The 26,154-nt window shown below is 64.7% G+C and carries 24 protein-coding genes; 22 read left to right on the top strand and 2 right to left on the bottom strand.

Going from position 1 to position 26,154, the window contains the following annotated elements; all coding sequences use genetic code 11:
- Nucleotides 1-133: 133 nt before the first annotated feature.
- From ACI2JX_RS18980 to ACI2JX_RS18995, 4 genes are all read left to right on the top strand, one after another.
- A complete protein-coding gene (locus ACI2JX_RS18980; protein WP_404690734.1) occupies nucleotides 134-1,048 on the top strand; it encodes an alpha/beta fold hydrolase in 915 nt (304 codons plus the stop codon).
- Nucleotides 1,049-1,123: 75 nt separating this feature from the next.
- Complete coding sequence (locus ACI2JX_RS18985) at nucleotides 1,124-1,543, top strand: VOC family protein (protein ID WP_264234609.1); 420 nt, start codon at nucleotides 1,124-1,126, stop codon at nucleotides 1,541-1,543.
- A complete protein-coding gene (locus ACI2JX_RS18990; protein ID WP_404690735.1) occupies nucleotides 1,540-2,319 on the top strand; it encodes an alpha/beta fold hydrolase in 780 nt (259 codons plus the stop codon). The genes ACI2JX_RS18985 and ACI2JX_RS18990 overlap by 4 nt, the downstream gene beginning before the upstream one ends.
- Before the next feature lie 225 nt (nucleotides 2,320-2,544).
- Nucleotides 2,545-4,215 carry an MFS transporter gene (locus ACI2JX_RS18995; protein ID WP_368973143.1) on the top strand — a complete coding sequence of 557 codons (1,671 nt, stop codon included), beginning with the start codon at nucleotides 2,545-2,547 and terminating at the stop codon, nucleotides 4,213-4,215.
- Nucleotides 4,216-4,284: 69 nt separating this feature from the next.
- Here ACI2JX_RS18995 and ACI2JX_RS19000 read toward each other — a convergent pair whose 3' ends face one another.
- Both ACI2JX_RS19000 and ACI2JX_RS19005 read right to left on the bottom strand, forming a co-directional pair.
- On the bottom strand, nucleotides 4,285-4,854 hold the full coding sequence (locus tag ACI2JX_RS19000) for a hypothetical protein (RefSeq protein WP_404690736.1): 570 nt from the start codon (nucleotides 4,852-4,854) through the stop codon (nucleotides 4,285-4,287).
- A gap of 118 nt (nucleotides 4,855-4,972) precedes the next feature.
- Nucleotides 4,973-5,359, bottom strand: coding sequence for a VOC family protein (locus ACI2JX_RS19005; protein WP_186553273.1), 387 nt, complete (start codon nucleotides 5,357-5,359; stop codon nucleotides 4,973-4,975).
- Nucleotides 5,360-5,803: 444 nt separating this feature from the next.
- Between ACI2JX_RS19005 and mnxG the strand changes: the two genes are divergently transcribed.
- The 18 genes from mnxG to ACI2JX_RS19095 all read left to right on the top strand — a co-directional run bounded on the left by mnxG (nucleotide 5,804) and on the right by ACI2JX_RS19095 (nucleotide 26,144).
- The gene (gene mnxG, locus ACI2JX_RS19010; protein WP_404690737.1) at nucleotides 5,804-11,677 is read left to right on the top strand and encodes a manganese-oxidizing multicopper oxidase MnxG; all 5,874 of its coding nucleotides are present in this window, start codon (nucleotides 5,804-5,806) and stop codon (nucleotides 11,675-11,677) included.
- Between the two features lie 18 nt (nucleotides 11,678-11,695).
- Nucleotides 11,696-13,672, top strand: coding sequence for a cytochrome D1 domain-containing protein (locus ACI2JX_RS19015; RefSeq protein ID WP_404690738.1), 1,977 nt, complete (start codon nucleotides 11,696-11,698; stop codon nucleotides 13,670-13,672).
- Entirely contained in the window at nucleotides 13,669-14,334 is a 666-nt protein-coding gene (locus ACI2JX_RS19020; RefSeq protein ID WP_264234614.1) for an SCO family protein, read from the top strand. Before ACI2JX_RS19015 ends, ACI2JX_RS19020 begins: the two co-directional genes overlap by 4 nt.
- Nucleotides 14,331-14,996: an SCO family protein gene (locus tag ACI2JX_RS19025; protein WP_368972677.1), complete on the top strand. Its 666-nt coding sequence runs from the start codon at nucleotides 14,331-14,333 to the stop codon at nucleotides 14,994-14,996. Before ACI2JX_RS19020 ends, ACI2JX_RS19025 begins: the two co-directional genes overlap by 4 nt.
- A 5-nt stretch (nucleotides 14,997-15,001) precedes the next feature.
- Entirely contained in the window at nucleotides 15,002-16,522 is a 1,521-nt protein-coding gene (locus ACI2JX_RS19030) for an ABC transporter substrate-binding protein (RefSeq protein WP_404690739.1), read from the top strand.
- A 12-nt stretch (nucleotides 16,523-16,534) separates the two neighbouring features.
- Nucleotides 16,535-17,176 (top strand): SurA N-terminal domain-containing protein, encoded by a 642-nt coding sequence (locus ACI2JX_RS19035; RefSeq protein ID WP_404690740.1) that lies wholly within the window; start codon nucleotides 16,535-16,537, stop codon nucleotides 17,174-17,176.
- A gap of 240 nt (nucleotides 17,177-17,416) precedes the next feature.
- Nucleotides 17,417-17,950 carry a response regulator gene (locus tag ACI2JX_RS19040; RefSeq protein ID WP_264234618.1) on the top strand — a complete coding sequence of 178 codons (534 nt, stop codon included), beginning with the start codon at nucleotides 17,417-17,419 and terminating at the stop codon, nucleotides 17,948-17,950.
- Between the two features lie 69 nt (nucleotides 17,951-18,019).
- Nucleotides 18,020-19,726: a GspE/PulE family protein gene (locus ACI2JX_RS19045; RefSeq protein WP_404690741.1), complete on the top strand. Its 1,707-nt coding sequence runs from the start codon at nucleotides 18,020-18,022 to the stop codon at nucleotides 19,724-19,726.
- Nucleotides 19,707-20,489 (top strand): hypothetical protein, encoded by a 783-nt coding sequence (locus ACI2JX_RS19050; protein ID WP_404690742.1) that lies wholly within the window; start codon nucleotides 19,707-19,709, stop codon nucleotides 20,487-20,489. Before ACI2JX_RS19045 ends, ACI2JX_RS19050 begins: the two co-directional genes overlap by 20 nt.
- A 1-nt stretch (nucleotide 20,490) precedes the next feature.
- Nucleotides 20,491-21,033, top strand: a complete 543-nt coding sequence (locus ACI2JX_RS19055; protein WP_404690743.1) for a pilus assembly protein — start codon at nucleotides 20,491-20,493, stop codon at nucleotides 21,031-21,033.
- Nucleotides 21,020-21,574, top strand: coding sequence for a type 4a pilus biogenesis protein PilO (gene pilO / locus ACI2JX_RS19060; RefSeq protein WP_404690744.1), 555 nt, complete (start codon nucleotides 21,020-21,022; stop codon nucleotides 21,572-21,574). Before ACI2JX_RS19055 ends, pilO begins: the two co-directional genes overlap by 14 nt.
- On the top strand, nucleotides 21,571-22,089 hold the full coding sequence (locus ACI2JX_RS19065) for a hypothetical protein (protein WP_404690745.1): 519 nt from the start codon (nucleotides 21,571-21,573) through the stop codon (nucleotides 22,087-22,089). The genes pilO and ACI2JX_RS19065 overlap by 4 nt, the downstream gene beginning before the upstream one ends.
- Nucleotides 22,086-23,975, top strand: a complete 1,890-nt coding sequence (locus ACI2JX_RS19070; RefSeq protein WP_404690746.1) for a secretin N-terminal domain-containing protein — start codon at nucleotides 22,086-22,088, stop codon at nucleotides 23,973-23,975. Before ACI2JX_RS19065 ends, ACI2JX_RS19070 begins: the two co-directional genes overlap by 4 nt.
- Nucleotides 23,972-24,445: a type II secretion system protein gene (locus ACI2JX_RS19075; protein WP_264234625.1), complete on the top strand. Its 474-nt coding sequence runs from the start codon at nucleotides 23,972-23,974 to the stop codon at nucleotides 24,443-24,445. Before ACI2JX_RS19070 ends, ACI2JX_RS19075 begins: the two co-directional genes overlap by 4 nt.
- A 5-nt stretch (nucleotides 24,446-24,450) precedes the next feature.
- On the top strand, nucleotides 24,451-24,825 hold the full coding sequence (locus ACI2JX_RS19080; RefSeq protein ID WP_404690747.1) for a type II secretion system protein: 375 nt from the start codon (nucleotides 24,451-24,453) through the stop codon (nucleotides 24,823-24,825).
- On the top strand, nucleotides 24,800-25,327 hold the full coding sequence (locus tag ACI2JX_RS19085; protein ID WP_264234627.1) for a type II secretion system protein: 528 nt from the start codon (nucleotides 24,800-24,802) through the stop codon (nucleotides 25,325-25,327). The genes ACI2JX_RS19080 and ACI2JX_RS19085 overlap by 26 nt, the downstream gene beginning before the upstream one ends.
- Nucleotides 25,324-25,719: a curli production assembly/transport protein CsgE gene (gene csgE, locus ACI2JX_RS19090; protein ID WP_186553256.1), complete on the top strand. Its 396-nt coding sequence runs from the start codon at nucleotides 25,324-25,326 to the stop codon at nucleotides 25,717-25,719. Before ACI2JX_RS19085 ends, csgE begins: the two co-directional genes overlap by 4 nt.
- Nucleotides 25,716-26,144 (top strand): curli assembly protein CsgF, encoded by a 429-nt coding sequence (locus tag ACI2JX_RS19095; RefSeq protein WP_186553255.1) that lies wholly within the window; start codon nucleotides 25,716-25,718, stop codon nucleotides 26,142-26,144. Before csgE ends, ACI2JX_RS19095 begins: the two co-directional genes overlap by 4 nt.
- Nucleotides 26,145-26,154: the final 10 nt, after the last annotated feature.

Raw genomic sequence — 26,154 nt, forward strand, 5'->3', positions numbered from 1 at the left:
GTACATAGCTAGCGCTCGGGGTCGGTGTCGCGCATGTCGCCGTCGGTGACGGGCCAGCAGCTGGCGGCGCACTAGGCGATGGTAGGCTGCCGGCCTGGCGCGTGGGCGTCGGGCGCAGTCATGGAGAGTGCCCATGAGGCCCAAGGATCACCTGCTAGACCTCGACGGCATCGAGATCGCCGTGCGTACCTGGGGACCGGAGGACGGTATCCCAGTGTTGGCCCTGCACGGTTGGCTGGATAATGCCGCCTCATTCGAACGCCTGGCGCCGTTGCTCGATGGCTGCTTCGTAGTGGCCCCCGACCTGGTCGGTCATGGCCGCTCCGATCACCGCCGTCACGACAGTGGCTACTACCTGTGGGAGCATGCCGAAGACATGCTGGCAGTGGTCGACAGCCTCGGCCTAAGCCAGTTTCATCTGATCGCCCATGGCATGGGCAGTGGCATCGCCACCCTGCTGGCGGCAATGACCAGTGGCATTGCCAGCATGATCCTGCTCGATGGCATGGGCGCACCGTTTACCGTGGCCGAGGATGATCGCGTGCAGCACCTGGCCAAGGCCTATCGACTCAAGCGCTTGGTGCGGCGCAGTCGCTTGCAGGGCTTCAGCGAGCCGGATGGCCGTCAGTTCGACAGCCTTGACGCGGCATTGCAGCAGCGCCGTAGTCGCCTCGCTGGCAATTTGTCGGAGGACGCTGCGCGGCTCTTGGCGCTGCGTGACCTGTTGCAGGTCGGCGATGGTTACTGCTGGCGCCATGATCCGCGCCTGGTGTTGCCCGAACCCATGCCGCTGACCGAAGGTGAAGCCTGCACGCTGCTGGCGCAGGTCAGCTGCCCGTTGTACCTGATGCTGGGTCGTCAGGGCGCGTTTGCCGGTGACGGTTTCGCCCGCCGTGAGGCGGCTCTGCCGCGCCAGGCCAAGGTCTCCTGGCATCCGGGTGGGCATCATCTGCACCTGGAGGCACCTGAGCGCGCCCTGGTTGACCAGATCTTGCGGGTACTGGCCCGGCATGAGCAGGGGGCCGTGCAGCGGCTGGTCAATGAGTGACATGGGTCTATTGCCGCACGCTGTGATGGGCTATGTTGGTGCACTTGTTTCCAAGTCGCCACAGGGAGATGCGGCATGCGGCCTTTCACCATCGAGCAGATCGACCATCTAGTCCTGCGGGTTAGCGACCTTGAGCGCAGCATCGGCTTTTATCGAGACCTGCTCGGCTGTCAGGTCAGTCGGATTCGCGAAGACCTGGGCATGGTCCACCTGGCCGCCGGTAGCGCGATGATCGACCTGGTGCGCATCGACGGCCCGTTGGGCCTGCCGGGAGGTCGCGCTGCCCAGGATCAGGGGCGCAACCTGCATCACTTCTGCCTGCGCATCGAGCCGTTCGATGAGCAAGCGCTGAGCGACTACCTCAAAACCGCTGGGGTAATTGTCGAGCCGGCCGAGAAACGCTACGGCGCCCAGGGTGAGGGGCTGTCGTTGTACTGTTTCGATCCCGACGGCAACCAGGTCGAGCTCAAAGGGCCGGTGCAGGAGAAACCATGATGCAGCTGCAGGTCAGGCAGCACTGGATCGCAACTGCACAGGGGCGGCTATTCGCCCAGGACTGGACGCCCGAGGCCGAGCAGGGCGTGCCGATCATCCTGTTGCATGACTCGCTAGGCTGCGTGGCGTTATGGCGCGAGTTTCCCGAGCGCCTGGCGCGCGCTACCGGGCATCGGGTGATTGCCTATGACCGGCTCGGCTTTGGCCGCTCCGACCGCCACCCTGGCCAACTGCGCCTGGGTTTTGTCGAAGCGCAAGCTGAGCAGGAATTTACCGCGCTGCGCAGCCAGCTCGGCATCGATGCGTTCATCGTCTTTGGCCACAGTGTCGGTGGCGGCATGGCGATCAGCTGCGCGGCACGCTTTGCCGAGCATTGCCAGGGGCTGATTACCGAATCGGCCCAGGCCTTTGTCGAGGCGCGCACCCTTGCCGGGATTCGCGCCGCCGATCGCCAGTTCGCCGAGCCTGGGCAGATCGAACGGCTGAGCAAGTACCACGGCAACAAGGCGCACTGGGTGTTGCGTGCGTGGGTAGACAACTGGTTGTCCGACGCTTTCGCCGGCTGGAACCTGGATGCAGTGCTTGCCCAGGTGCGCTGCCCGCTACTCAGTTTGCACGGCGATCTGGACGAGTTCGGCTCCGACGCCCATCCGCGCCGCTTCATCGCCATGGCCGGCGGGCCGAGCGTGATGCGGATGCTGCCCGGTTGTGGGCATGTGCCTCATCGCGAACATCAAGAGGTGGTGCTGAGCGCCGTCAGGCAGTTTCTGGCCTGAAGGTGCCGCGATTCATCCGCCGCCAGCGCTGTGCCTGGAGAGGGGCGCGGGCTGGCGAGTGGATATCCGCGCAAAGCCGATTATGCTTGAGCTTACCTTGCTGCGATCCGAGGCGGTTCGTCTCGTCGTGCTTCGCGCAACCGTGAGCCAAACAAGCCCAAGGGCCAGGGTGCGGTGTTGATCTTTGAGGTACTCAGGCCTTCAAGAACAAGACGGAGGCAACCCATGGCGGTTATCGACAGCACATCGACGGGCAGCGCGCCCCAACGCGGCATCACCCGGGAGGAGCGCAAGGTCATCTTCGCCTCATCCCTAGGCACAGTGTTCGAATGGTACGACTTCTACCTGTACGGCTCACTGGCCGCGATCATTGCCAAGCACTTCTTCGCCGGCGTCAACGAAACCACCTCATTCATCTTCGCCTTGCTGGCCTTTGCCGCAGGCTTTGCCGTGCGCCCGTTCGGCGCCATCGTGTTCGGTCGGCTGGGGGATATGATCGGGCGCAAGCACACCTTCCTGATCACCATCGTCATCATGGGTCTGTCCACCGCGATCGTCGGCCTGTTGCCCAGCTACGCGAGCATTGGCGTGGCGGCGCCGGTCATCCTGATAACCCTGCGTCTGCTGCAAGGGCTGGCGCTGGGCGGTGAGTATGGCGGTGCGGCAACTTATGTGGCCGAGCACGCGCCCAAGGGCAAGCGCGGTTTCTTCACCTCGTGGATCCAGACCACCGCCACCCTGGGCCTGTTCCTCTCGCTGTTGGTGATTCTCGCGTGCCGCACCGTACTTGGCACCGAGGCCTTCGAAGCGTGGGGCTGGCGGATCCCGTTCCTGCTGTCGATCCTGCTGCTGGCGATTTCGGTGTATATCCGCTTGCAGCTCAACGAATCGCCGGTGTTCCTCAAGATGAAGGCCGAGGGCAAGTCATCCAAGGCGCCGCTGACCGAGTCCTTCGCCCGCTGGGACAACCTCAAGGTGGTGATCATGTCGCTGCTTGGCGGCACCGCCGGCCAAGCGGTGGTGTGGTACACCGGCCAGTTCTACGCGCTGTTCTTCCTCTTGCAGACGCTCAAGATCGACCCGCAGACGGCCAACTTGTTGATTGCCGGGTCACTGCTGATCGGCACGCCATTCTTCGTCATCTTTGGCAGCCTGTCGGATCGGATCGGGCGCAAGAAGATCATCATGGCCGGCTGCATCATCGCTGCGTTGACCTACTTTCCGATCTTCAAAGCCCTGACCGAATACGGCAACCCGGACGTGTTCGTGGCCCAGGAGCAGAACCCTGTGGTGGTGGTCGCCGACCCTGACCAGTGCTCGTTCCAGTTCGACCCGGTCGGCAAGGCCAAATTCACCAGCTCCTGCGACATCGCCAAGAGCCTGCTGGCCAAGCGCGCGATTCCCTATGAGAACCAACGGGCCGAGCCTGGCAGCGTGGCCCAGATCCGCATCGGCGAGCGAGTGATCCCAAGCTTCGATGGCCGGACGATGGCGGCGGCAGACTTCAAGGCGCAGAACGATGCCTTCACCGCCACCCTTGGTGGCGCGCTGAAAGAGGCGGGGTATCCGGAGAAGGCCGATCCGGCCAAGATCCATTACCCGATGGTGCTGTTGCTGCTGACCATCCTGGTGATCTACGTGACCATGGTCTACGGGCCGATCGCCGCCTGGTTGGTGGAGCTGTTCCCGACGCGCATCCGCTACACCTCGATGTCGCTGCCATACCACATCGGTAATGGCTGGTTCGGTGGTTTCCTGCCGACGGTGGCGTTTGCCATGGTCGCAGCCACCGGCGACATCTATTACGGGTTGTGGTACCCGATCGTGATTGCAGTGATGACGGCGATTCTAGGGATCTTGTTCCTGCCGGAAACCAAGGATCGCGATATCACCTGATCGCGCTCTGGACGCTATCGACGGTATTGCCTGGTATTACTTGGCGATACCGTCGGTAGGGCCAGTCGCTCAAGCGAAATCCCCGCGCAGGGTAAAGGCATAGCCGGTATCGACCCCGGAGGCGTCGCCGCGGCTCCAGGACTTTTTCAGCAGGAACTCGAAGGTCGGCTCGTAGAGCCCGTCGCGCTTGACCGCGCCAGCGAGCACCTCAACGTTGTACCAGCCGTTTTCCAGCTCGATGATCGGCCGATTCGGCATCTGGTAGCGCGCCAGCAGGTCGCCCAAGGTCTTGTTGGTGAAATGCTGGAGGATTCTCCAGGTGAACAGCATCACTGCACGGTTTTCTACCCGCAGTACATAGCCGCCGCGCCGATGTTGCAAGCGGCTGCCCGCTTCGAGCAGGGCCGGGTTGTCTTCATCGACACTGAAAATGATCGTGTAGGGCAGGTTCTCGATGCCGGCCAGGGGCAGGACCACCCCTTCAAGCACTGCCTGATCGCCGCTGTCGTTATGGGTGAACTCGTAGGCCAGGTCATCAGGCAAGTCGTTTTCCTGCTTGAAGCGCGCTAGCAGCTGGATGTCACCGAGCAGGAAGTAATCGACCAGGTCGTTGAGCACTTCGTTGAATTCATAGCGCATGGTGTTTTCCTTGTTCTGGATGCGCTGGGTGTCTTGAGACTGTAGCGGAAGGCTGGGTAGGTGTCAGTACCGGCATCCGCGTTGGGAAATTGCCGGTACTGCGGGGCGTGATTGCTGATTAATGGCGCTGGGCGATCTGGATCAGGTTGCCGCAGGTATCGTCGAACACTGCGACGATGACCGGGCCCAGATCGGTGGGTGGCTGGGTGAACTCAACGCCGGCCTTGCACAGGCGGGTGTACTCGGCGTGGATATCGCGTACGCCAAACGAGGTGGCGGGAATGCCGTCTTGCTTGATGGCGGTCTTGTACGCCTTGGCGGCGGGATGGGCGTCGGGTTCGAGCAGCAGTTCGACGCCGTTGGGGTCATTGGGGGAGGTAAGGGTGAGCCAGCGGTGGCGGCCCATGGGAATGTCGTGCTTGGGCTCGAAGCCCAGTACGTAGTGGTAGAACGCCAATGCCTTGGCTTGATCGTCGACAAGAATACTGGTGACCACAATCTTCATGGGGCACTTCCCTCTGTGACGGGTTTGGTTTTTCTTCAAGTAAAGCTGGTATGGCTGAGTTGACCAGGCTTCGTCGCTGCGCTCTCGCAGAAGCCGAAGCCGAAGCCAAGGATTGAATTTTTTTGTGGGGTTTGTTCTGGCCTCCTCGCGGGCAAGCCCGCTCCCACAGGTACCGCGCCGATTTCAGTCCAGTGATGAGCCAGCACTGACACCACGCAGATGCTGCGCACGCCTCGAACCCTGTGGGAGCGGGCTTGCCCGCGAAGAGGCCGGAATAGTCACCAACAATTCCAGTATCGCCCCCAATTCGGGGAAACCTACTGGGGAATCCTCCCCAATCCGTTGCACTTCAAACTCCAACCACCTGAAAAACCACAAAAATTTTTATGGCATACACCTTGCTCCACCTCCTCGCAGAGTCCCTGTGTCCCCCGGAGGTGCAGCATGATGACCCCGCTCAAAGGCTCAGTCCTGACATCACTCGTGCTGGCCCTGTTCGGCTGGCAAGCGACCAGCGAAGCGGCGGTGCAATGCCAGCGCAACCTGGTCGCCAACGTAGTGGCCCTGGACCAGCCCCTGATGTTCAACCGCCTCGGCGCGCAGAACGCCAACGGCATGATGTTCGCCCTGCGCCAGGATGTGGTCGACGAACACCATATCCCGCTGACCCAGGGCGGCGCCGCGGTGCCAGGCAAGGTCACCCTGCGCCCAGACAAACGCCCACGGCCGATCGTATTGCGCGTAGCCGCCGGTGACTGCCTGACGGTCAATCTGACCAACTTGCTGGCCTACCAGGCCAACCCCAATAAGCACGGCATCGACCACGACGACAACGAAGTCGAGGGCGAGGAAGAGAACGAGAACGAAGCCGGTGAATTGGAGAACGAGGGCGGTGAGCATTTCATCGCCGACGAGCAAGTCACCGACCGTCACGTGGGCTTCCAAGTCAATGGCATGCAGGCGGTCAACGGTATCAGCGACATTGCCGCCAACACTGGGCGCAATGGCAATTTCCTAGTCGCCCCCGGTGGCACCCGCAGCTATACCCTGTATGCCGAGCGCGAAGGCGCCTTCGCCGCCACCAGCCAGGGCGCTACGTTTGGCGGCCAGGGTGGTGCTGGCAACGTCGCCAATGGCCTGTTCGGCCAAGTGGTGGTAGTGCCTAAAGGCGGCCGTACCTACCGCAACACCCTGACCGAAGAGGAGATGCGCCTGGCCAGCACCGGCCGTGCACCCACCGGTCAACCGGTGGTCGACTACGAAGCGCGTTACCCGCAAGTGGAACCCTGGATCAGCGAGGGCAAGGCTGGCAAACCGATCATCGCCATGATCGACGGCAGCGAGATCCTCAGCAGCGAGACCGACGCCATCGTCATGGGCCCCAACCCTGACGGCAGCTTCCCGCGCTCGACCTATCCGCTGGAAAGCATCAACAAACGTAACCCGGCATTGCCTAACCGGCTGGAAGCGTTCCGCGACTTCGGCTCGCAGTTCGCCGACGAAGTGGCCGGGACCCAGGCATTCCCAGGCTACTGGGCCGACCCGATCATGGGCCATGTGCTGGAACCTGCGCGTGACTCGTTCATGATCAACTATGGCTCCGGCGGCATGGGCGCTGAGGTGGTGGCCAACCGCCTGGGCGTAGGCCCGATGCATGACTGCCTGTCCTGCGCCTACGAGGAGTTCTTCCTCAGTGCCCACACCGTGGGCGATATCGGCACCTTGGTCGATGTCCCGGCCAACGTTGGCCTGGAACACATCCGCCCAGGCGAAACACCGCCGGCCAATGCCGTCGGGGTCAAGGCCAGCATGGCCCTGTACCCGTCGGAGCCGGCCAACGTGCACCACAGCTATATCGGTGACTTCACCAAGTTTCGCAACACCCACAACGGTCACGAACAGCACATCTTCCACCTGCATGGCCATCAGTGGCTGTTCAACCCCAACGACGATAACTCCGACTACATCGATGCCCAGGGCATTGGCCCAGGCATCGGTTACACCTACGAGATCGCCAACGGCGGTTCGGGCAACCGCAACCGGGTAGCGGGCGATGCTATCTACCACTGCCACTTCTACCCGCACTTTGCCCAAGGCATGTGGGCCATGTGGCGGGTACACGATGTGTTCGAAGAAGGCACCCGCCTGGAAGTCAGCGGCGAGGCGCAGGACGGCTACCACAGCACCCCCTTTGCCCTGCGCAGTGGCAAGCCAGCAGCGGGCGCCCGGGCTTTGCCGGATGGCGAGATCATTGCCGGTACGCCGATTCCGGCCATCGTGCCGCTGCCCGGTAAAGCGATGGCGCCGATGCCCGGCAAGGTGGTAGTGGTGCCCAAGCTGGCAGAACAGCTGGTCGCCGAACATGAAGAGGAGGAAGAGGACGAGGAGGAGGGCGACGACGACCATGGCCATCACGGCAATGACGACGCCGCCCCCCGGGCCATCGGCTCGCTGGCCCTGGTCGATCGTAGCGAAAGCAACCGCAACGCTGACGGCAGCCTGAAAAACCCCGGCTATCCGTTCTGGATCGGCGGCATGGAAAGCAGCGTCGGCCAACGTCCACCGACGCCACCACTGGACATGCTCGACCCTGTCCTGGCGCAACAGCTCAAGAACAGCGGTAACGCCCTGTGGGCCAACCTCGATGCCGGTCAGGTCGATGGCTGGGATGGGGGCCTGGGCCGGCACGCGCTGGATGGCATTTCCGCTGGCGGCGAAGCGGTGTCGACCACCACCAGGCTGGACTTTTCCAAGGTGGTGCACAAGGCCAAGCCGATCTACATGCCCGAGGAGGGCACCGACGTCGAGCAGGCCGCCATGCAGTTCCACGCCAAGGCCGAGCACGCCAGCTACGCGTTGATCCCAGGCAGCCAGCCGGTGGCGCGCAACTTCCGCACCAACGGCGCCTTGCCTACTGCTGGGGCACCGTTCTATGAACCGTGCATGGATGACCGGGGCAAGCGCCTGACGCAAGCTTCCGGCGCGGGTGAGTTCTTCAGCGGCGAGAGCCTGACGGGCTTGAATTTCCGCGGTGCCTCGACCTTCACCGCCGACCGTCCGCGGATCTACAAAGGCGCCAACATCCAGTTCGACGCGGTGTACAACAAGGTCGGCTACCACTTCCCGCAGGCGCGCATCCTGGCCCTGTGGGAAGACGCCTGGCCGGTGATTACCAAGCAGCGCCCACCAGAGCCACTGGTGATGCGCATGAACACCTTCGACTGCACCATGTACACCCACACCAACCTGATCCCGTCGTTCTATGAGATGGACGACTACCAGGTGCGCACCCCAACCGACGTGATCGGCCAGCACATCCACCTGCCCAAGTGGGACCTGACCGCCGCCGACGGCTCGGCCAACGGCTGGAACTACGAAGACGGCATTCTCTCGCCCGGCAGTGTGGTCGAGCGCATCCAGGCCATCCGCAGCTTCAATGGTTGCAGCGAAGGCGATGCCCGTGATGGCAGCGCCGCTTGCCCGAAAGCCAAGCAGCACCCGTACTTCGGCCGCTTCGGCAGGGCAGACTGGCTCGGTGCGCGCACCGCCATGCAGCGTTGGTTCGCCGACCCGTTGATCAACGTGCATAACGTCGATCGTGGCTTGGGCACCATCTTCACCCACGACCACCTTGGCCCATCGACCCATCAGCAACTGGGCCTGTATGCCACTGTGCTGGCCGAACCTGCCGGCTCGACCTGGTACCACGCCGAGACCGGCGAGAAGCTCTACAACCCGGCGATTCGCCAGGACGGTGGGCCGACCTCGTGGCAAGCGGTGATCCAGACCGGCGATCACGACGGCGACGGGCGTAACGACAGCTATCGCGAGTTCTTCCTGGAGTACAGCGACTTCCAACATGCCTATGAAGCCGGCGTGTATGTTGGCGCCGGCCCCGATGGCGTGCCCAATGGCCAGGCGTACCCGGCCACCAGCGACAGCTTCCGCTACGCCATCAACCCACCGGTGCGCCAAGCAGCCTCCAACCTGCTCGAGTCGGTGGTCGAGTCGCGCGGCGGCCTAAGCCCAGGTTGCCCAAGCCGGCCGTGCCCGCAAGCGATCTCGGTGGATGACCCTGGCATGTTCGTCGTCAACTACCGCAACGAGCCGCTGGCCCTGCGCGTGTTCGACCCGAACAAGGTCGGCCCGGATGGCAAGCGCGGCATGCAGGCCGATGGCCTGGCGGGAGACCTGAGCTATGCCTTGCAGACCCGTACCGACCGCGCCATCCCGGCGATGAACCTGGCGCCCTCGGCGATCACCTCGGCGCTCGGCCCAACCGGCGGCACCACGCTGTTCCCGCCGCACATCAACAAGGGTAGCGAGCCAGGCGACCCGTTCACCCCGCTGCTGCGTACCTACTCGGGCGACAACGTGCGCCTGCGCATGCACGCCGGCGGTCATGAAGAGGAGCACAACGTCACCTTGCACGGGGTCAAATGGCTGCAAAACGGTTCAGGCTTCGGCAACAGCTCCAACTCGGGTTGGAAGGCTTCGCAGATGATCGGTATTTCCGAGCAGCTCGGCTTCATGGCGCCGGTGTCGATGATCTCCAGCTCCGCGGCCACCAACGGGGATTACCTGTACTCGCTCGACGCGGCCCTGGAGGGCTACTGGAACGGCATCTGGGGCATCATGCGCAACTACACCGCGCAGCGCGCCGACCTGTTCCCGTTGTCGAATAACCCGCAGCCGGTGGCCATGCGCAACACCGTGGCGTTCGACGGCATCTGCCCCAGGACCACGGCCAATACCAATGGCATAGGCAGCAAACCTACGGTCAAACGCAACTATGAGATCGTCGCAGCGCTGGCCAACGACATCCTCGACAACCGTCATGGCGTGAGCATCGCCGACCCGGCAGGGCTCGGCCAGCATGTCGGCGGCCCCCTCAAGGCCAATGGCGGCACCCTGGTGTTCAACAGCCGCAAGACCAGCATCCCGCAAGTGACGGTAACCGACGAGGAGGACGGTGCCACCTTCACCATCGGCGGCCACAGCGCGCCGCTGCATGACCCGACCGCGGTGCTGTATGTGCGCAAGGGCGACCTGGACACCAGCACCGGCAAGCTCAAGGCCGGGGTGCCGGTCGAGCCGCTGGTGCTGCGCGCCAACGCGGGCGACTGCATCAGCATCACCCTGGAAAACCGCCTGCCGCTGATGATGCCGGACCTGCCCAGCACCGCGGTGATGCAGAACGTGGTCAAGCGTGATCGCAACGGTAGCGAAGGCTCCACCGCCTTCAACAACAACCTGATGCGACCTTCGAGCCACGTTGGCCTGCATGCCCAGCTGCTGAGCTACGACATCACCAAGTCCGATGGTGCCAACGTAGGCCTCAACCCGATCCAGACCGTACCCCCGCGCGCGGGTAGCAGCGGCGCCTACCCGAGCAAGGTGTATCAGTACTACGCCGGGCACCTGGAGCGCGAAGGCAAGCCGGTGCTGCAACTGGGCCGTACGGTGGACAACATCAACACCACCGCGATCGAGTTCGGCGGCCTCAACCTGACCCCTTCGGATGTGATCAAGCAGCCGCAGAAGGGCCTGGTCGGTGGCATGAGCATCCTGCCGCAGAGTGCGACCTGGACCGAGGACAACGCCAGCCGCGCCCAGGCCACGGTCAAGGTCAGCGGCCAGCCCGACTACCGCGACTTCGTCACTGTCTGGCAGCGTTCGCTGAACATGCGCTGGGCCGATGGTCGGCCGGTTGAGGGCATCGCCACCGAAGGCAACGGCGTGCCGGGTGACCCGAAAGACAACGGCAACATGGCCATGAACTACAAGACCGAGCCGCTGTGGCTGCGCTTCGGCCTGGCGCCGGACGCACCGTTCGGGCATGCCGATGGCTTTGGCTTCGCCGATGTGCCCAACGCGCACATGGCCTACAGCAATGCCCTGGTCGGTGGCGATCCACAAACCCCAGTGCTCTGGGCCAAACCAGGGCAACCGGCACGCAGCCACGTGCTGATGCCCAGCGGGGGGAGCCGCGGTATCACCTACCAACTGGACGGCCACTTGTGGCCACTGCACGCCTACCAGGCCGAGAAGAACGACCTCGACGGCTACCCCATGAGCCTGCCGGGCATTGGCTCGGTGCGCTTTGGCTACAACCCGATGTCGATCTACATCGGCGCCCAGGAAAGCGTGCTGCCGGCCGCGCACTTCAGCTTCATGCTGCCAAGCGCCGGCGGTGCCAACGCCATCCCTGGTGACTACCTGTTCCGCGACTACGCCGCCTACGGCAATGCCTCGGGGCTGTGGGGGATCCTGCGGGTGACCAACGAAGCGCCGCCGGCAACCGCCCCGGCGCAATGACAGAAGGGGAGCGCGAGCATGAACAAAAAGACTCGCCCTGCTTACTTGGGGGTACTGCTGGGAGTGGCGCTGATCGGCATGGGCGTGGCCTACGAGAAGCTCTGGTGCGACCCGCGCGAGCTGTTGCAGGAGGCTGCCGACCCGCAGGCCCTGCACCGGCTCAGCCGCGACGGGGTGACCGTGGAGTTCCAAGCCAAGGCCATGGACGGTGGCCAGCTGCGTGAAGGCAGCTTTGCCAACGTGCGCTTCAAGGTCAGCGACCAGAGCAGTGGCCAACCGTTGTCGGGGATGTCACCGGGGGCCTGGCTGGACCCGGCCCAGTCGGCCCCGGCAGGTGACCGCGACAGCAGCTGCAAGGCGCGCGTGGCGCTGTTTCTCAAGAGCAGCATCGGTGCCCGGCCATTGCTGGACCTGAACAGCTACTTTCTGTTGGTGCTGAACAAGGACCCCAGCCTGACGGTGATCGACCCCACCGTGTCGGTGGGCGGGGTTACCAGCACCTTGGCGCGTATCGACCTGCCAGGCCGGCCGATGGATTGGGCGGCGACCGGCGATGACAAGCAGGTGTTCGTGTCCATGCCTGAGCGCGGCCAGGTGGCGGTGATCGACACCGAAACCTTCCGCCGCGTGGCGACCCTGGAGGCCGGCGCCCAGCCGTTGCGGGTTGCCCTGCAGCCCGACCAGCGGCTGCTGTGGGTGGGTAACAACAGTGATGATCCGGCCAAGGGTGGGGTAACCGTGATCGATGTGCACAGCCGTAGCATGCTCAAGTCGTTCGCCACCGGCTCCGGGCACCATGAGATCGCCTTCAGCAGTGATTCGCGCTATGCCTTCGTCACCAATCGCGATGGCGGCACGCTGAGCATCATCGATGCTGCCGAGATGCGCCTGGTGAAAACCCTCGACGTTGGCCCGCACCCGTTGTCGGTGGCCTATTCGCCGCTGTCCCAGGCGGTCTATGTGGCCGATGGCGAGGAGGGGACGGTGCGCGTCATCGACGCACGCAGTCATCAGCTGCGCCACACGGTCAAGACAGAGCAGGGGCTGGGGCCGATGCGCTTTAGCAACGATGGCCGCTACGGCATCGTGCTCAACACCCTGGAAAGCCAGGCCTTGGTGATCGATGCCAGTACCGACACGCTGATCCACCGCATTGCGGTGGCGGCCGAACCGTACCAGCTGACCTTCACCAAGGGCTACGCCTACGTGCGTGGGCTGTCGTCGCCGAAGGTCAGCATGATCAACCTGGGCAGCCTGGGCGAGGGCCGCCAGCCAATCGTCCAAGGCTTCGAGGCCGGCCCCGCCGCGCCGCGCCAGGCCGGTGACTTGCCCTTGGCCCAAGGCCTGTCGGTGGCCCGCGACAACAACTCGGTGTTCGTGGTCAACCCGGTGGACAACACCACCTACTTCTACGCCGAGGGGATGAACGCGCCGATGTCCGGCTACAACAACCGCGGGCATCAGGCGCGGGCCGCGATCGTCATCGACCGCAGCTTGCGCGAGCTGGCCCCAGGTGTTTACGGCTCGACCGTGAAGATGCCGGCGGCGGGCAAGTTCGACGTGGCCTTTCTGCTCAACCAGCCGCAAATCATCCACTGCTTCAGCACCGATATCGCCGTGGCGCCTGAGGCGGCCAAGCGCAAGGGCGCTCACGCCGAGTTCATCGGCAATGATCAGCCGGCCTTGCAAAACAGCCCCATCGTTGCCCGCGTGCGTATCCTCGGTGACGACGGCCAGCCACGCCTGGGCCTGCGCGACTTGAGCCTGCGCTACTTCCTGGCGCCGTCGTCGCTGCCGCGCAGCTTGCCCCTGACCGAGGTGGGTGAGGGGGTCTACCAAGCCTCGCTGGAGTTGGCCGAAGCCGGTGCCTGGTACCTGCACGTGCAGTCGCCATCACTGGGCCGCACGTTTGCCGAAGAGAACTACACCAGCCTGCGCGTCCTGCCGGCCGCAGCGTCTACCGCTTCCCAAGGGGAACCCAGGAGTGTGCGATGAACTGCCCAAGCAAACTGCTCGCCCTGAGCCTGCTGCTCGCCAGTAACCTGACCTGGGCGCATGCCGGTCATGATCACAGTGGGCATGCCCCGCAACCGCCAGCGGCGCGCCAGGAAAAGGCCAGCGTCAGCTTTGCCGACGTCGCCCTGCAGGACCAGGACGGCATGCCGGTACGTCTGGAAAAGGACCTGGTGGGCGATCACCTGGTGGTCATGGGCTTTATCTACACCAGCTGCACCACCGTGTGCCCGGTGGTGTCGTCGATCATGTCCAAGGTCCAGGCGCAGATGGGCGGGCGGGTTGGCGAGGAGATCCAGCTGGTGTCGATCAGCGTCGACCCGCAGCGCGACGATGCCAAGCGCCTGGCCAGCTACGCCAAGGCGTTCCAGCAGGGACCGGGCTGGAGTTGGCTGACCGGCTCACCCTATGCCATCACCCAGACCTTGAAGGGCCTGGGCAGCTTCAGCGCCGACCTGACCCAGCATCCACCGATGATCATCGTCGGTGATGGTCGCAGCGGCCACTGGACCCGCTACTACGGCTTCACCGACCCGGCCGTGCTGGTCGCCGAGATCAACCGCCTCAGCGCCCGCCGTGTGCACGCCAAGAGCACTGCGATCGCCGCAACCCCAGACCCTGCCGCCCAGGAGGCACAACCATGAGCAGTCTTACCAGCCGCCGAAGCGGCATGCGTGGTCTCGACTGGCTGACCCTGATCGGCTGCCTGTGGATCCTCAGCAGCGTCGCCTTGGCCCACGAGGGCCATGCGCCGACAGCCCCCGCGCCGCAACCGGCACCGCCGACCATCAGCAGCGGTGGCGGCACCCGCGATGCCCAGGCCTGGTTCACCGATACCGTGCTCAAGGACCAGAACGGCCGCGAGCTGCGCTTCTACAGCGATGTGCTCAAGGACAAGGTGGTGATGCTCAATGTGATTTTCACCCACTGCAACGATGCCTGTCCGTTGATTACCCGCAAGTTGCGTGAAGTACGCGAGGCCATGGGCAGCGAACTGGCCAGCCAGGTGACCTTCATCTCGGTCAGCAGTGATCCGCTCAACGATACCCCCGCAGTGCTCAAGGCGTTTGCCGAAAAACAAGGCGTGGATGGCCCCAACTGGCTGTTCCTGACCGGTGACAAGGCCAATGTCGACCTGGTGCTGGGGCGCCTTGGGCAGTTCTTGCCCAGCCCAGAGCAGCACTCAACTCAATTGATCGCTGGCGATGTGGCGAGCAAACGCTGGAGCAAGATCCGCCCCGACGCGCCGCCTGCGGCCATCGCCCAGCGCATGCAGCTGCTCACCCAACCGCTGGCCGGCCGGTGAGCGCCGTGAGCCGGCTGCTGGCACTGTGGCTGGGGCTGTCGCTGTGCAGCACAGCCCTGGCCCTGGACTTGACCGCGCAGGAACAGGCGGGCAAGCGCCTGTATCGCCAGGGCCTTGCCAGTGGCGACGCCCAGGTGGTCGCCCGGGTCGGTGTCAGTGACATGAGCGTGCCGGCCAGCGTGCTGCCCTGTGCCAGTTGTCATGGTAACGATGGCAAGGGCCGCGCCGAAGGCGGTGTGCGCCCGCCAAGCCTGGATTGGCAGCGCCTGAGCGTCGGCGCCGGTGAGCGCCAGGCCAATGGCCGCAGTTACCCGGCCTACGACGCATCAGCCCTGGCCCGGGCGGTGCAGCAGGGCATCGACCCGGCTGGCAATCGGCTCGATCCGGCGATGCCGCGCTTTGTCCTGAGCCAGGCCGACCAACGCAATCTCACCGCTTATCTCAAGCGCCTGGGCGAGGAGCGTGATCCGGGCGTGGAGGACAGCGTATTGCGCCTGGGCACCTTGTTGCCTGCTTCCGGGCCCTTGGCTGAGGCGGGCAGGGTGGTGCGGGCCGTGCTCGACGACGGGCTGGAGCAGCTCAACCAGCAAGGCGGGATCAATGGCCGGCGTTTGCAACTGGTGGTGCTGGATCCGGGTGTAGACCCAGACAGCGCCAGCCGCGCCTTGGACCGCTTGCTGGACGAGGAGGGGGTATTCGCCGTGGTTTCGCCGCTGGTGCCGATGCTCGATGAACGTCTGGCCGCCGCCCTCGAACAGCGTGGCGTGCCGCTGATCGGCAGTACTCCACGCAGCGGCCCCAGCCCGCAGATCTTCGACCCGATGCCGGGTCTGCTGGAGCAGTTGCTGAGCCTGGCGGTGCATGCTCGCGACGGTTTGGGCTTGCCTGCCGATGGCTTGCAGGTGGTCTACGCCGATGCCGAGCAGGCTGCTTTGGCCGAACAGTTGCGCCAGCGGCTGCAGCAGGTCGGATGGAGTGTGTCCGCCGCGCAGGCGTTCACCGGGCAGGCGCCGGAGGCCCGGGGGGTGGTCTACCTTGGCCACGCGCACGCCTTTGGCCAACTGACCCAGGCGCTCAACGCCGCTGGACGAGAGCCGCTGTTGTTCGCTGCCGCCAGCCAGGTCGCCGGGAGTTTGCCGAACCTTGCGCCGCAGTGGTCGCAGCGGGTGTTCCTGGCCTATCCGTTCGTCCCCGGCGATTGGACCGAGCAGGGCCGCGCCCGGCTGGCAGGCCTGCACCAGCGCCAGGGCCTGGATGCGCGCCAGGCCTCACTGCAGGTCAACACCCTGTGCGCCTTGCGCCTGCTCAGCGAGGCACTCAAGCAGATTGGCCGCGATGCCAGCCGCGAACAACTGGTGCGCGCCCTCGAAAGCCTGCATGACATCGACACCGGCCTGACCCCGGCCTTGAGCTTCGGCCCGGGCCGGCGCCAGGGCATGGCCGGGGCTCATGTGGTGGCGGTGGCCCTGCCTGGGCCGCGCTTTGCCGAAGTTGCGCCGTACCGGCCGCTGCCGGACACCCCTTGAACGGAGGTTGCCATGCGTATCGTCTTGCTGTGCCTGTTGCTGGGGATCACCCCGATCAGCTGGGCCGACCTTGCCGCCGCGCGGGTCAATGGCGTTGAGATCAGCGTCATGCGCCTGGAGCGCTATTTCAGCGAGTACCTGCAGGCGCAGGGGCGGGCGCTGAGCAGTATCCGCAACCCCAACCTGTACAAGCGCCTGCGCGACCAGGCCCTGGATGAGCTGATCGACAAGGAGCTGCTCTGGCAGGAGGCGCAGCGGCGCGGCATCGTCGTCAGCGACGAACAGGTTTCGGCGCAAATCGGCCAACTGGAACAGGCCTTCGGCAGTCCAGTGATATTCGAGCGGCAGCTGAGCGAGGCGGGCTTTAATCGGGCAGAGTTTGCCGACTACACTCGTCACGAAATGGCTGCCCAGCGCGTCTACGCGCAACTGAGCGCGGTAGCGGCGCCGTCCGAGGCTGACGTCCAGGCTTTCTACCAGGCCAATCGAGAAAGACTGCAAGGAGCGCAGAACCAAAGTGATAACACTTCTGTCATACCCGAACAGGGCCTGCAGATGGCCAGGCTCGCGCTCGCCGAACAGCTCAGCGCCCAGGCACGGCAAACGGTACGCCAACGTTTGCGTGAATCGGCCCACGTCGAGCGCGCAGACTGATACGCTCTGGCAGAGATTTCCCCAAGTGTGGGGACATATCTCTGGGCAAAGTGCCATCAAGCTCCCCGGTTGTGGGGAACTGGGTGCTCGGGTGTTTTTCTGGGTATCTGGATGGCTAAGTAAAATCAAAGACTTACAGTGGTGCAACATGACCTTTCATGCCTGGCACGAAGCCTGCTCAAGCCTTTACAAGGCCGCACTTCGCAGACCGGGAAACCGGGTAGTTCTTGGGAGTCGACCTTGGTGAACAGAGTATTGGTAGTCGATGACGAGCAGACCCTCGCGCTGAACTTGCAGGCGTATCTGCAAGCGCAAGGCCTGGAAGTTGATGTTGCCCACGACGGTTTCAGCGGTATTGAGCAGGCTGAGAAGCTCAAACCCGATGTGATCGTGCTGGATTACCGCTTGCCCGACATGGAGGGGTTTCAGGTTCTGGAGACCGTGCGCAAGAACAGGCAGTGCCATTTCGTGCTGATCACCGCCCACCCGACCGCCGAGGTCCGTGAGCGGGCCGCCGAACTCGGCGTTACCCATGTCCTGTTCAAGCCGTTCCCCTTGGTGGAACTGGCCCGCGCAGTCTCCGACCTGACCGGGGTAGAGCGCCAGCGCAGGGCAAGCGACAACCCGGCCGAAGGTTTCGTCGAACGACGCCAGAACAGGAACGATACGTTCCCCATGCAGTTGTTCGATGGAAGCTGGGTACTGGCCGACCGCCGCCGTCATGGCGCACGACCTCCTGGACCTGACGACGACCAACTGCTCACCGGGGAATAGCGGCGCCCGCGGCCACCCCGGTCCCCACCGAGCCAACCTGCGACGCGCCCTTGAGCGGAGTCGCAGGCCATGTCCGATGTACTTGAGCAGAGCCAACCCGAGCATCCAGATCCGGCGCTGCAGATCGTCAGCTTCCCCCGCGAATTGCTCGCCCAGGCCCGCCTGGCAGCCGGTGAAGAACGCCTGCTGAACTGCCTGCAACGTCTGAGCAACGATGCCCCGGCCACCTTCACCCAGCGCCTGGCCCACACCCTGCATTACCCGCTTCTGGACAGCCCCAGCCTGTTCGCCTGCACCCCAGTGTTCGAGCGGGTCAGCCTGGCCCAGTGCCTGAAGCACGAGTTCGTACTGGTCCAACAGGCAGGCGAATTGATCGGCGTGTTCGCCGACCCCTTCGATCATGCCCGTCTGGCCTGGATCGACGATAACCTGCAAGGCGCCGCCTTGTACCTGGCCCACGCCGCCGACCTGGCAGCGTTCCTGGCCCGCCACGAGGAAAGCTTCCACGCCGTCGACGCCATGGACCAGGACGGCGAACCCGGCAGCGAGGCCGGCCCGCTGCAACGGCTGTCGCTGACCAGCATCAGCGAAGACCAGAGCCGGGTGGTCAAGCTGGTCAACTCGACCCTCTACGACGCCCTCAAGCAACATGCCAGCGACATCCACCTGGGCATGACCGGCCAGGGCCTGACCATCAAGTACCGCATTGACGGCGTGCTCAACGGCGCCGGTAAAGCCAGCGGCAGCGCCTTTGCCGAGCAGGTGATCTCGCGCATCAAGGTCATGGCCGAACTGGACATCGGTGAAAAACGCGTACCCCAGGACGGCCGCTTCAAGGTGGCGGTGGGCGAGCGGCAGATCGACTTCCGCGTCTCGATCATGCCCAGCATCTTCGGTGAAGACGCGGTGCTGCGGGTGCTCGACAAACAAGACCTGTCGGACAAGGTCAGCGGTGTGCAGTTGCAAGCCCTGGGCTTTCAGGAGCAGACCCTGCGCGCGCTGCGCCGGCTGGCCAGCGAGCCCTACGGGATGATCCTGGTCACCGGCCCCACCGGCAGCGGCAAGACCACCACCCTCTACGCGATGATCAGCGAGATCAACCATGGCGTAGACAAGATCATCACCATCGAAGACCCGGTCGAGTACCAGTTGCCGGGGGTGTTGCAGATTCCAGTCAACGAGAAAAAAGGCCTGACCTTCGCCCGCGGCCTGCGCTCGATCCTGCGCCATGACCCGGACAAGATCCTGGTCGGCGAGATCCGCGACCCCGACACCGCCCAGATCGCCGTGCAGTCGGCGCTCACCGGGCACCTGGTTTTCACCACCATCCACGCCAACAACGTGTTCGATGTGATCGGCCGCTTCAGCCAGATGCAGGTCGACCCCTACAGCTTCGTCTCCGCGCTCAACGCAGTGCTCGCCCAGCGCCTGATTCGCCTGGCCTGTCCGCACTGCGCAGTGGCTTGCGAGCCGGACGATGAGCTGCTGGCAGTCTCCGGGCTTAGTCGCGAGGCGGTCAGCGGGTGGCACTTCGTTCGCGCCCAAGGCTGCGGCCAGTGCCGTGGCAGTGGCTATCGCGGACGCAACGCGATTGCCGAGTTGCTGCACCTGGATGACGACCTGCGCCAGATGATCGTCGAGCGCCGCCCGCTGGCGCAGATCAAGGCATTGGCTTGCCAACGCGGCCTGCGCCTGCTGCGCGCATCCGCCCTGGACCTGGTCCGCGAGGGCCGTACCACGCTTGAGGAGATCAACCGTGTCACATTTATCGCCTGATCGCTATTGCGCCGTACTCGGCGCCGAGGGTGTCGGCCTGGGTCGCTGGCACGCCAACCAACATCAATGGCTGGGCAGCCGCGGCTTTACCTGCGATGCCACGCAACCGGCCTGGGCACCTGCTTTGCAAGCGCTGGACGCGCTGCTCAGCGAGCACGCGCTGCCCGGTGCGCAGCTGCGGGTACTGCTGTCGGCGCGCTACAGCCGCTTCTGCCTGGTGCCCTGGAGCGATGCCATCGGCCACCCCCGCGAACTCGATGCCTACGCCCGGGCGTGCTTCGAGAACCTCTACGGGCAGTCGCTGGATGACTGGCGCATCGTCCTCTCGCCCGAAGCTGCCGGTGCTGCGCGGATCGCCACCGCGCTGCCGCAAGCACTGATGCAAGGGCTGCAAGCCTTGGCCAAGGAGCGCCGGCTGGGCTTGCGCTCGGTGCAACCCTACCTGATGGCCGCCTACAACCATTGCAGCGCCCAACTGGAGCAGGGCGACTTCCTGTTCGTCCTCGCCGAGCCCCGGCGCAGTGTGCTGTTGCTGGCCGCTGGCGGCGCCTGGCAGCAAGTCCTGGCCCAAGGCTGCGCCGACACTGACCAGGCCCTGCAAGCGCTGATCGAGCGCACCTGCGAGCTGTACGGCGAGCATCTGCCACGCATCTACCTGCATGCCCCAGGGCGCAGCGATGTACCACAGCTGGCCGCCGTGCAGCTGTGCCAGAGCGCAGGCGACAGCGACCCGCTGTGCGCCATGTGGCGGGCGGTGGCCTGAGATGCGCCGCCTCGATCTGGAATTCCAACCCCGGCGCAGCAGCGCGTTGGCCTGGTCGCTGCTGGCCTTGGGCAGCGCAGTGCTGGCGCTGCTGTTGCTGGTGCAGCAGCAGTTGCAGAGCGAGCACGTCGACCTGGAGGCGCGGGTGCACAACCTTGAGCTCAAGCTTGGCCGCCGACCCGCTACCGCCGCGCCGCTGAGCAGCGCCGCCAGCCGCGAACAGGCCGAGCAACTGGCGCAGATGCGCAACGTCTCGCAGCAGCTGCAACGGCCGTGGGAGCAATTGTTCGCGATGCTCGAAGCGATGCCGCAGCAAGACGTCGCGCTCCTGACCATCACCCCGGACGCGCGCAAGGGCCAGGTGCGCATCGCCGCCGAAGCGCGCGACCTGGAAGCGATGCTGCAGTACCACCAGCGCCTGGAACGCAGCGCCGAGCTGCGCGATGTGTCGCTGCTCAACCACGAAGTGGTCGCCGGCCAGCCTGAGCACCCGGTGCGCTTCAACCTTACCGCCACCTGGGAGATCGGCCATGCGCGTCCCTAGCCTGATCCTGCATGAACAGGCGCGCCGCTTCGGTCGCGCTGGCCTCGGCGCGCTGCTGGTCAGTGGCGTTGCCCTGGTGTTCGGCGTGGCCAGCGTGCTGCCGCAGTGGCAAGCGGTGCGCGAACTGCGCGCCAACGAAGCCGATGCCAGCGTGCAGGTCCAGCGTTTGCAGCGTGGCGAGCTGAAAATCACCGTCAAGCCCGAACAGCAGGCGCTGGACAGCCTGCGCCAGCAACTGCCAGGCCAACCCCAGGCCAGCGAGCTGATCGAGCGCCTGTACCGCCTGGCCAGTGCCGAGCGCATCAGCCTGGCGCGCGGTGAATACGCCCTGGGCGTCGACCCCAAGACGCAGCTGGCGCGCTACCAGATCGTCCTGCCGGTGCGCGGCAGCTACCCACAGATTCGCGGCTTTCTCCAGGCCCTGCTCGGGCAACTGCCGACCCTGGTGCTCGAAGACCTGGAACTGCAGCGCAAGCGCATCGGTGACAGCGAACTCAATGGTCGCCTGCGCATGACCCTTTACCTGTCGAGGTCGTCATGAACACCAAGCGCACGGCGATGTGGATTGGCTTTCTTGGCCTGAGCGCTGTATTGGCCTGGGCGCCTGGGCGCTGGTTTGGCCAGACCCACGACAGCGTTGAACCCCTCGCCGGGCAAGCCCGCGCCCCCGTTGCCGAGCGGGCAACGGACCGGCGCGTGACGGCGAGCGTGCCCGGCGATAAGGCCGCAGGCAAGCCATCACGCGATCTGTTCCCGGTACAGCGCTGGAGCGCAGCGCAAACCCTGGCCACGGTCACCGAGCAACCGGCGCTGCCCACCCCGGTCGCTGCCGCCGCCCCCACGGCGCCCATGCTGCCGTTCCAGTTCATCGGTCGCATCGGCGATCGCGACGACTTGCAGATCTTTCTGCAGAGCGGCGAAAAGCTCTACGTCGTGCGCCAAGGCGACGTGATTGACGACACCTACCGCCTCGATCACGTCTCGGCCACCGAGCTGAGCCTGGTCTACCTGCCACTGCACCAGCCACAGACCCTGTCTGTCGGGAGCGCACCATGAAGCCTTCGAAGTTGTGCAAGCCTGCTCCATTCCTGCTCCTGGCGCTGTGCGTGGCGATGGCCGGGTGCGGCTCCAGCGCGGTGCGCAAAGACAGCGATGCGCTGTTCAAGGAGGGCCAGTACGAGGCCGGCATCGCTCGCCTGGAAGATGCCCTGCGCGAAGACCCGCGCGACACCGAGCTGAACATCGCCCTGGCCCATGGCCGCCAGGCAGCGGTCGAGGCCTTGCTGACCCAGGCAGACAGTGACCGCAGCCGCCATGATTTTGCCGGCGCCCGCATGGGCTACGGCCGTGTGCTGACCTTCGAGCCGAACAACCGCCGCGCCCAGGAAGGCATTCGCCAGATCGAGCTGATGCGCACCCTCGAAGACCGCATCGCCCTGGGCCAGGCCTCGCTGCGCCAGGGCGACCTGTTCGGCGCCGAGCGTATCGTGCGTGACGTGCTGCGCCTGGATCCGCAAAACCAGAAGGGCATCATGCTGCGCAGCGACATCGAGAACGTCCAGGCGCGCACCGCACAGCCGTTCCCGCAACTGCGCAGCAAGCTGGAACGGCCGGTGACCCTGGAGTTTCGTGACGCTAACCTCAAGACCATCTTCGAGGTCCTGGCCCAGGTCGCCGGGATCAACTTCATCTTCGACAAAGACCTGCGTCCGGAAATGAAAGCCACTATCTTCGTGCGCGATGTGCGCATCGAGGACGCCGTGGCCCTGCTGCTGGAGCAGAACCAGCTGCACCAGAAGATCGTCAACGACAACACCCTGCTGATCTACCCCGACTCGCCGCAAAAGACCAAGGACTACCAGGAACTGGTCATGCGCACCTTCTACCTGACCAGCATCGATGCCAACACCGCGATGAACATGGTCAAGACCATGCTCAAGACGCGCGACGTGTTCGTTGACGAGCGGCTCAATACCCTGACCATGCGCGACACGCCCGACGCCGTGCGCATGGCCGAGAAACTGCTGCAATCGCAGGATCAGTCCAACCCTGAAGTGGTGCTGGAAGTCGAAGTGATGGAAGTGGCCCGCTCGCGGATCCTCGACCTGGGCCTGCAATGGCCGAACACCTTCGGCCTGCTCACCAGTGAAGGCAAATCGGTCAGCGTGCTCGACCAGCTGCGCGGGATCAACTCCAGCCGCATCAGCATCGCCCCGGCGCCGCAAGCCAAGATCAACGCCCAGGACAAAGACATCAACACCCTGGCCAGCCCAGTGATTCGGGTCAGCAACCGCGAGCAGGCGCGCATTCACATCGGCCAGCGGGTGCCGATCATCAGCGCCACGTCGGTGCCCTCGACCCAAGGCCCGGTGATCACCGAGAGCATCACCTACCTGGACGTCGGCCTGAAGCTCGAAGTGCAGCCCACCGTGCACCTGAACAACGAAGTGGCAATCAAAGTGGCGCTGGAAGTGAGCAATGCCACGCCGCTTGAGGCCACCCGCCAAGGCACTATTCCGGTCCAGGTCGACACCCGCAACGCGCAGACCAGCCTGCGCCTGCACGACGGCGAAACCCAGGTACTGGCCGGCCTAGTGCGTAACGACCACAACGCCAGCGGCAATAAGATCCCCGGGCTTGGCGATATCCCCGGCCTGGGTAGGTTGTTTGGCAGCAACAAGGACGACATGACCAAGTCCGAGCTGGTCTTGGCGATCACCCCACGGATCGTGCGCAACCTGCCGTACCAGAGCCCCTCGGACATGGAGTTCGCCACCGGCACCGAGTCGAGCCTGCAAGTGCGGCAACTGGCCCAGCCGCTACCGGCCAGCGCCTTGCCTAGCGATGCACCGGGCGATGCGCCGAGCGATGCGCCCGCCGAGGCGCCCTTGGTCAATGGCCAAATGGCCGTGGTCCCAGCCAACCGGACTGTCCAGCCATGAAACGCCAAGCCCGTGGCTTCAGCCTGATCGAGGTGGTGCTGACCCTGGCCCTGCTCGGCATGCTCGCCGCCATGGCCGCACCACTGACCGAGACCGTGGTACGGCGCGGCAAGGAGCAACAGCTGCGCGAAGCGCTGTACCAGATTCGCGATGCCATCGATGCCTACAAGCGTGCGTTCGACGCCGGTTACATCGAAAAGCGCCTCAATGCCAGCGGCTATCCGCCCAACCTGCAAGTGCTGGTCGATGGCGTGCGCGATGTGCGCAGCGCCAAGGGCGCCAAGTTCTACTTCCTGCGGCGCATCCCACATGACCCGCTGTTGGCGGTCAAGGACGACGACCAGGGTGGCTGGGGCCTGCGCGCCTACGACAGCAGCGCCGACAACCCACGCGATGGCGAAGACGTCTTCGACGTGTATTCCAAGGCCCGCGGCAAGGGCCTCAACAGCATCCCCTACGGGCAATGGTGACGGCCATGAAACGCAGCCAAGGCTTCACCCTGATCGAGTTGCTGGTAGTGATGGCGATCATCGCCACCCTGATGACCATCGCCATGCCGCGCTACTTCAACAGCCTGGATGCCTCGCGCGAGGCCACCTTGCGCCAGAGCTTGGCGGTGTTGCGCGAATCGCTCGACCACTACTACGGCGACACCGGCCGCTACCCCGAATCGCTCGAGCAACTGGTCGAGCAGCGCTACCTGCGCAACACCCCAGTCGATCCGATCACCGAGCGCAGCGATGCCTGGCAGCTGCTGCCACCACCAGAGGGCGTGCCCGGCGGCGTGGCGGACATCAAGAGCGGTGCAAGCGGGAGGGCGCGTGATGGCAGCCTCTATGCAGAGTGGTAAGGCTTGCGCCGGCTTCACCTACCTGGGCGTGCTGCTGCTGATCGCCATCAGCAGCATGGCCCTGGCCGCTACCGGCACCCTATGGTCGACCAGCGCCCTGCGTGACCGTGAGCGGCAATTGCTCTGGGTTGGCGGCCAGTACGCCCAGGCCCTGCGCAGCTACTACCGCGCATCCCCGGGCCTGGCCCAGTACCCGCAAGATCTCAACGATTTGCTCGAAGACAACCGCTTCCCCACGGCCAAGCGGCACATCCGCAGGTTGTATCCCGACCCGATTGCCGTCGGCGAGGAGTGGGGCCTGCTGCGCTCGATCGACGGGCGCATCACCGGTGTGCACAGCCGCGCCGATGCCGCCCCGCTCAAACGCAGCGGCTTCGATGCCCAATGGTCGGCCTTCGAGGGCCTTGAACACTACAGCGATTGGCAGTTCGTCGCCGAGCAAGCTTTTGCCGAAGGTGGCAACGGCGAGCGTCGGCCCAGCGCCCAGGGAGATGCGCCATGAACCGCAGAACGTTCGTCCTGGCCTTGTGCCTGCTGCTCAACCACGGCGCGGCCAATGCCGGCCCCGAGGACGAGATGATGGGCTTTATCGTCGACAACACCATCTCGCACATCGGCCACGACTTCTACAACGCCTTCACCGAGCGCCTGCGCGCCACCAGCCGCCTGGACTTCAACCTGGTGGTGCGCGAACGCCCGGACGCCCGCTGGGGCAGCCTGGTGACAGTGGAGTTTGAAAGCGACGTGCTGTACCGGCGCTTCCTGCCCCCGAACACCACCCAACTTACCGATGAGGCCGTCGCGGCCGCCGACCTGGTCAAGCAGCAGATCATCCAACGCAAGTTGCAACGCCTGCTGCAGGACACCACCGATCTGGAGAGGGACGAGCTATGAGCAAGCACATTCCACAGCAGCTTCTACGTGGCCTCGCCGCCAGCCTGCTGGCAGGTGTCCTGGCCAGCCAGGCGCAGGCCACCGAGCTGGTCTACACCCCGGTCAACCCAGCGTTCGGTGGCAACCCGTTGAATGGCACCTGGCTGCTCAACAACGCCCAGGCGCAGAACGACTATGACGACCCGGACCTCAAGGATCGCACCTCGTTCGCCGGCACCTCGGCCCTGGAGCGGTTCACCAACCAACTGGAGTCGCGGATGCTCTCGCAGTTGCTCGACAACATCAGCAACGGCAACACCGGCAGCATGTCCACCGACACCTTCCTCATCGACGTCATCGACGATTCCGGGGCCTTGAGCATCAAGGTCACCGATCGGGCGACCGGTGAAGTTTCGATCATCGAGGTCAGCGGCCTGAACCCCTGAGAGGGACGGG

This window comes from Pseudomonas sp. NPDC088890 (assembly GCF_044900155.1).
GTDB classification, from domain to species: domain Bacteria; phylum Pseudomonadota; class Gammaproteobacteria; order Pseudomonadales; family Pseudomonadaceae; genus Aquipseudomonas; species Aquipseudomonas urmiensis.

Coding starts and splice junctions, on each gene's coding strand:
- ACI2JX_RS18980 (WP_404690734.1), top strand. CDS start 134: ATGAGGCCCAAGGATCACCTGCTAGACCTCGACGGCATCGAGATCGCC.
- ACI2JX_RS18985 (WP_264234609.1), top strand. CDS start 1,124: ATGCGGCCTTTCACCATCGAGCAGATCGACCATCTAGTCCTGCGGGTT.
- ACI2JX_RS18990 (WP_404690735.1), top strand. CDS start 1,540: ATGATGCAGCTGCAGGTCAGGCAGCACTGGATCGCAACTGCACAGGGG.
- ACI2JX_RS18995 (WP_368973143.1), top strand. CDS start 2,545: ATGGCGGTTATCGACAGCACATCGACGGGCAGCGCGCCCCAACGCGGC.
- ACI2JX_RS19000 (WP_404690736.1), bottom strand. CDS start 4,854: ATGCGCTATGAATTCAACGAAGTGCTCAACGACCTGGTCGATTACTTC.
- ACI2JX_RS19005 (WP_186553273.1), bottom strand. CDS start 5,359: ATGAAGATTGTGGTCACCAGTATTCTTGTCGACGATCAAGCCAAGGCA.
- mnxG (WP_404690737.1), top strand. CDS start 5,804: ATGATGACCCCGCTCAAAGGCTCAGTCCTGACATCACTCGTGCTGGCC.
- ACI2JX_RS19015 (WP_404690738.1), top strand. CDS start 11,696: ATGAACAAAAAGACTCGCCCTGCTTACTTGGGGGTACTGCTGGGAGTG.
- ACI2JX_RS19020 (WP_264234614.1), top strand. CDS start 13,669: ATGAACTGCCCAAGCAAACTGCTCGCCCTGAGCCTGCTGCTCGCCAGT.
- ACI2JX_RS19025 (WP_368972677.1), top strand. CDS start 14,331: ATGAGCAGTCTTACCAGCCGCCGAAGCGGCATGCGTGGTCTCGACTGG.
- ACI2JX_RS19035 (WP_404690740.1), top strand. CDS start 16,535: ATGCGTATCGTCTTGCTGTGCCTGTTGCTGGGGATCACCCCGATCAGC.
- ACI2JX_RS19045 (WP_404690741.1), top strand. CDS start 18,020: ATGTCCGATGTACTTGAGCAGAGCCAACCCGAGCATCCAGATCCGGCG.
- ACI2JX_RS19055 (WP_404690743.1), top strand. CDS start 20,491: ATGCGCCGCCTCGATCTGGAATTCCAACCCCGGCGCAGCAGCGCGTTG.
- pilO (WP_404690744.1), top strand. CDS start 21,020: ATGCGCGTCCCTAGCCTGATCCTGCATGAACAGGCGCGCCGCTTCGGT.
- ACI2JX_RS19065 (WP_404690745.1), top strand. CDS start 21,571: ATGAACACCAAGCGCACGGCGATGTGGATTGGCTTTCTTGGCCTGAGC.
- ACI2JX_RS19070 (WP_404690746.1), top strand. CDS start 22,086: ATGAAGCCTTCGAAGTTGTGCAAGCCTGCTCCATTCCTGCTCCTGGCG.
- ACI2JX_RS19075 (WP_264234625.1), top strand. CDS start 23,972: ATGAAACGCCAAGCCCGTGGCTTCAGCCTGATCGAGGTGGTGCTGACC.
- ACI2JX_RS19080 (WP_404690747.1), top strand. CDS start 24,451: ATGAAACGCAGCCAAGGCTTCACCCTGATCGAGTTGCTGGTAGTGATG.
- ACI2JX_RS19085 (WP_264234627.1), top strand. CDS start 24,800: ATGGCAGCCTCTATGCAGAGTGGTAAGGCTTGCGCCGGCTTCACCTAC.
- csgE (WP_186553256.1), top strand. CDS start 25,324: ATGAACCGCAGAACGTTCGTCCTGGCCTTGTGCCTGCTGCTCAACCAC.
- ACI2JX_RS19095 (WP_186553255.1), top strand. CDS start 25,716: ATGAGCAAGCACATTCCACAGCAGCTTCTACGTGGCCTCGCCGCCAGC.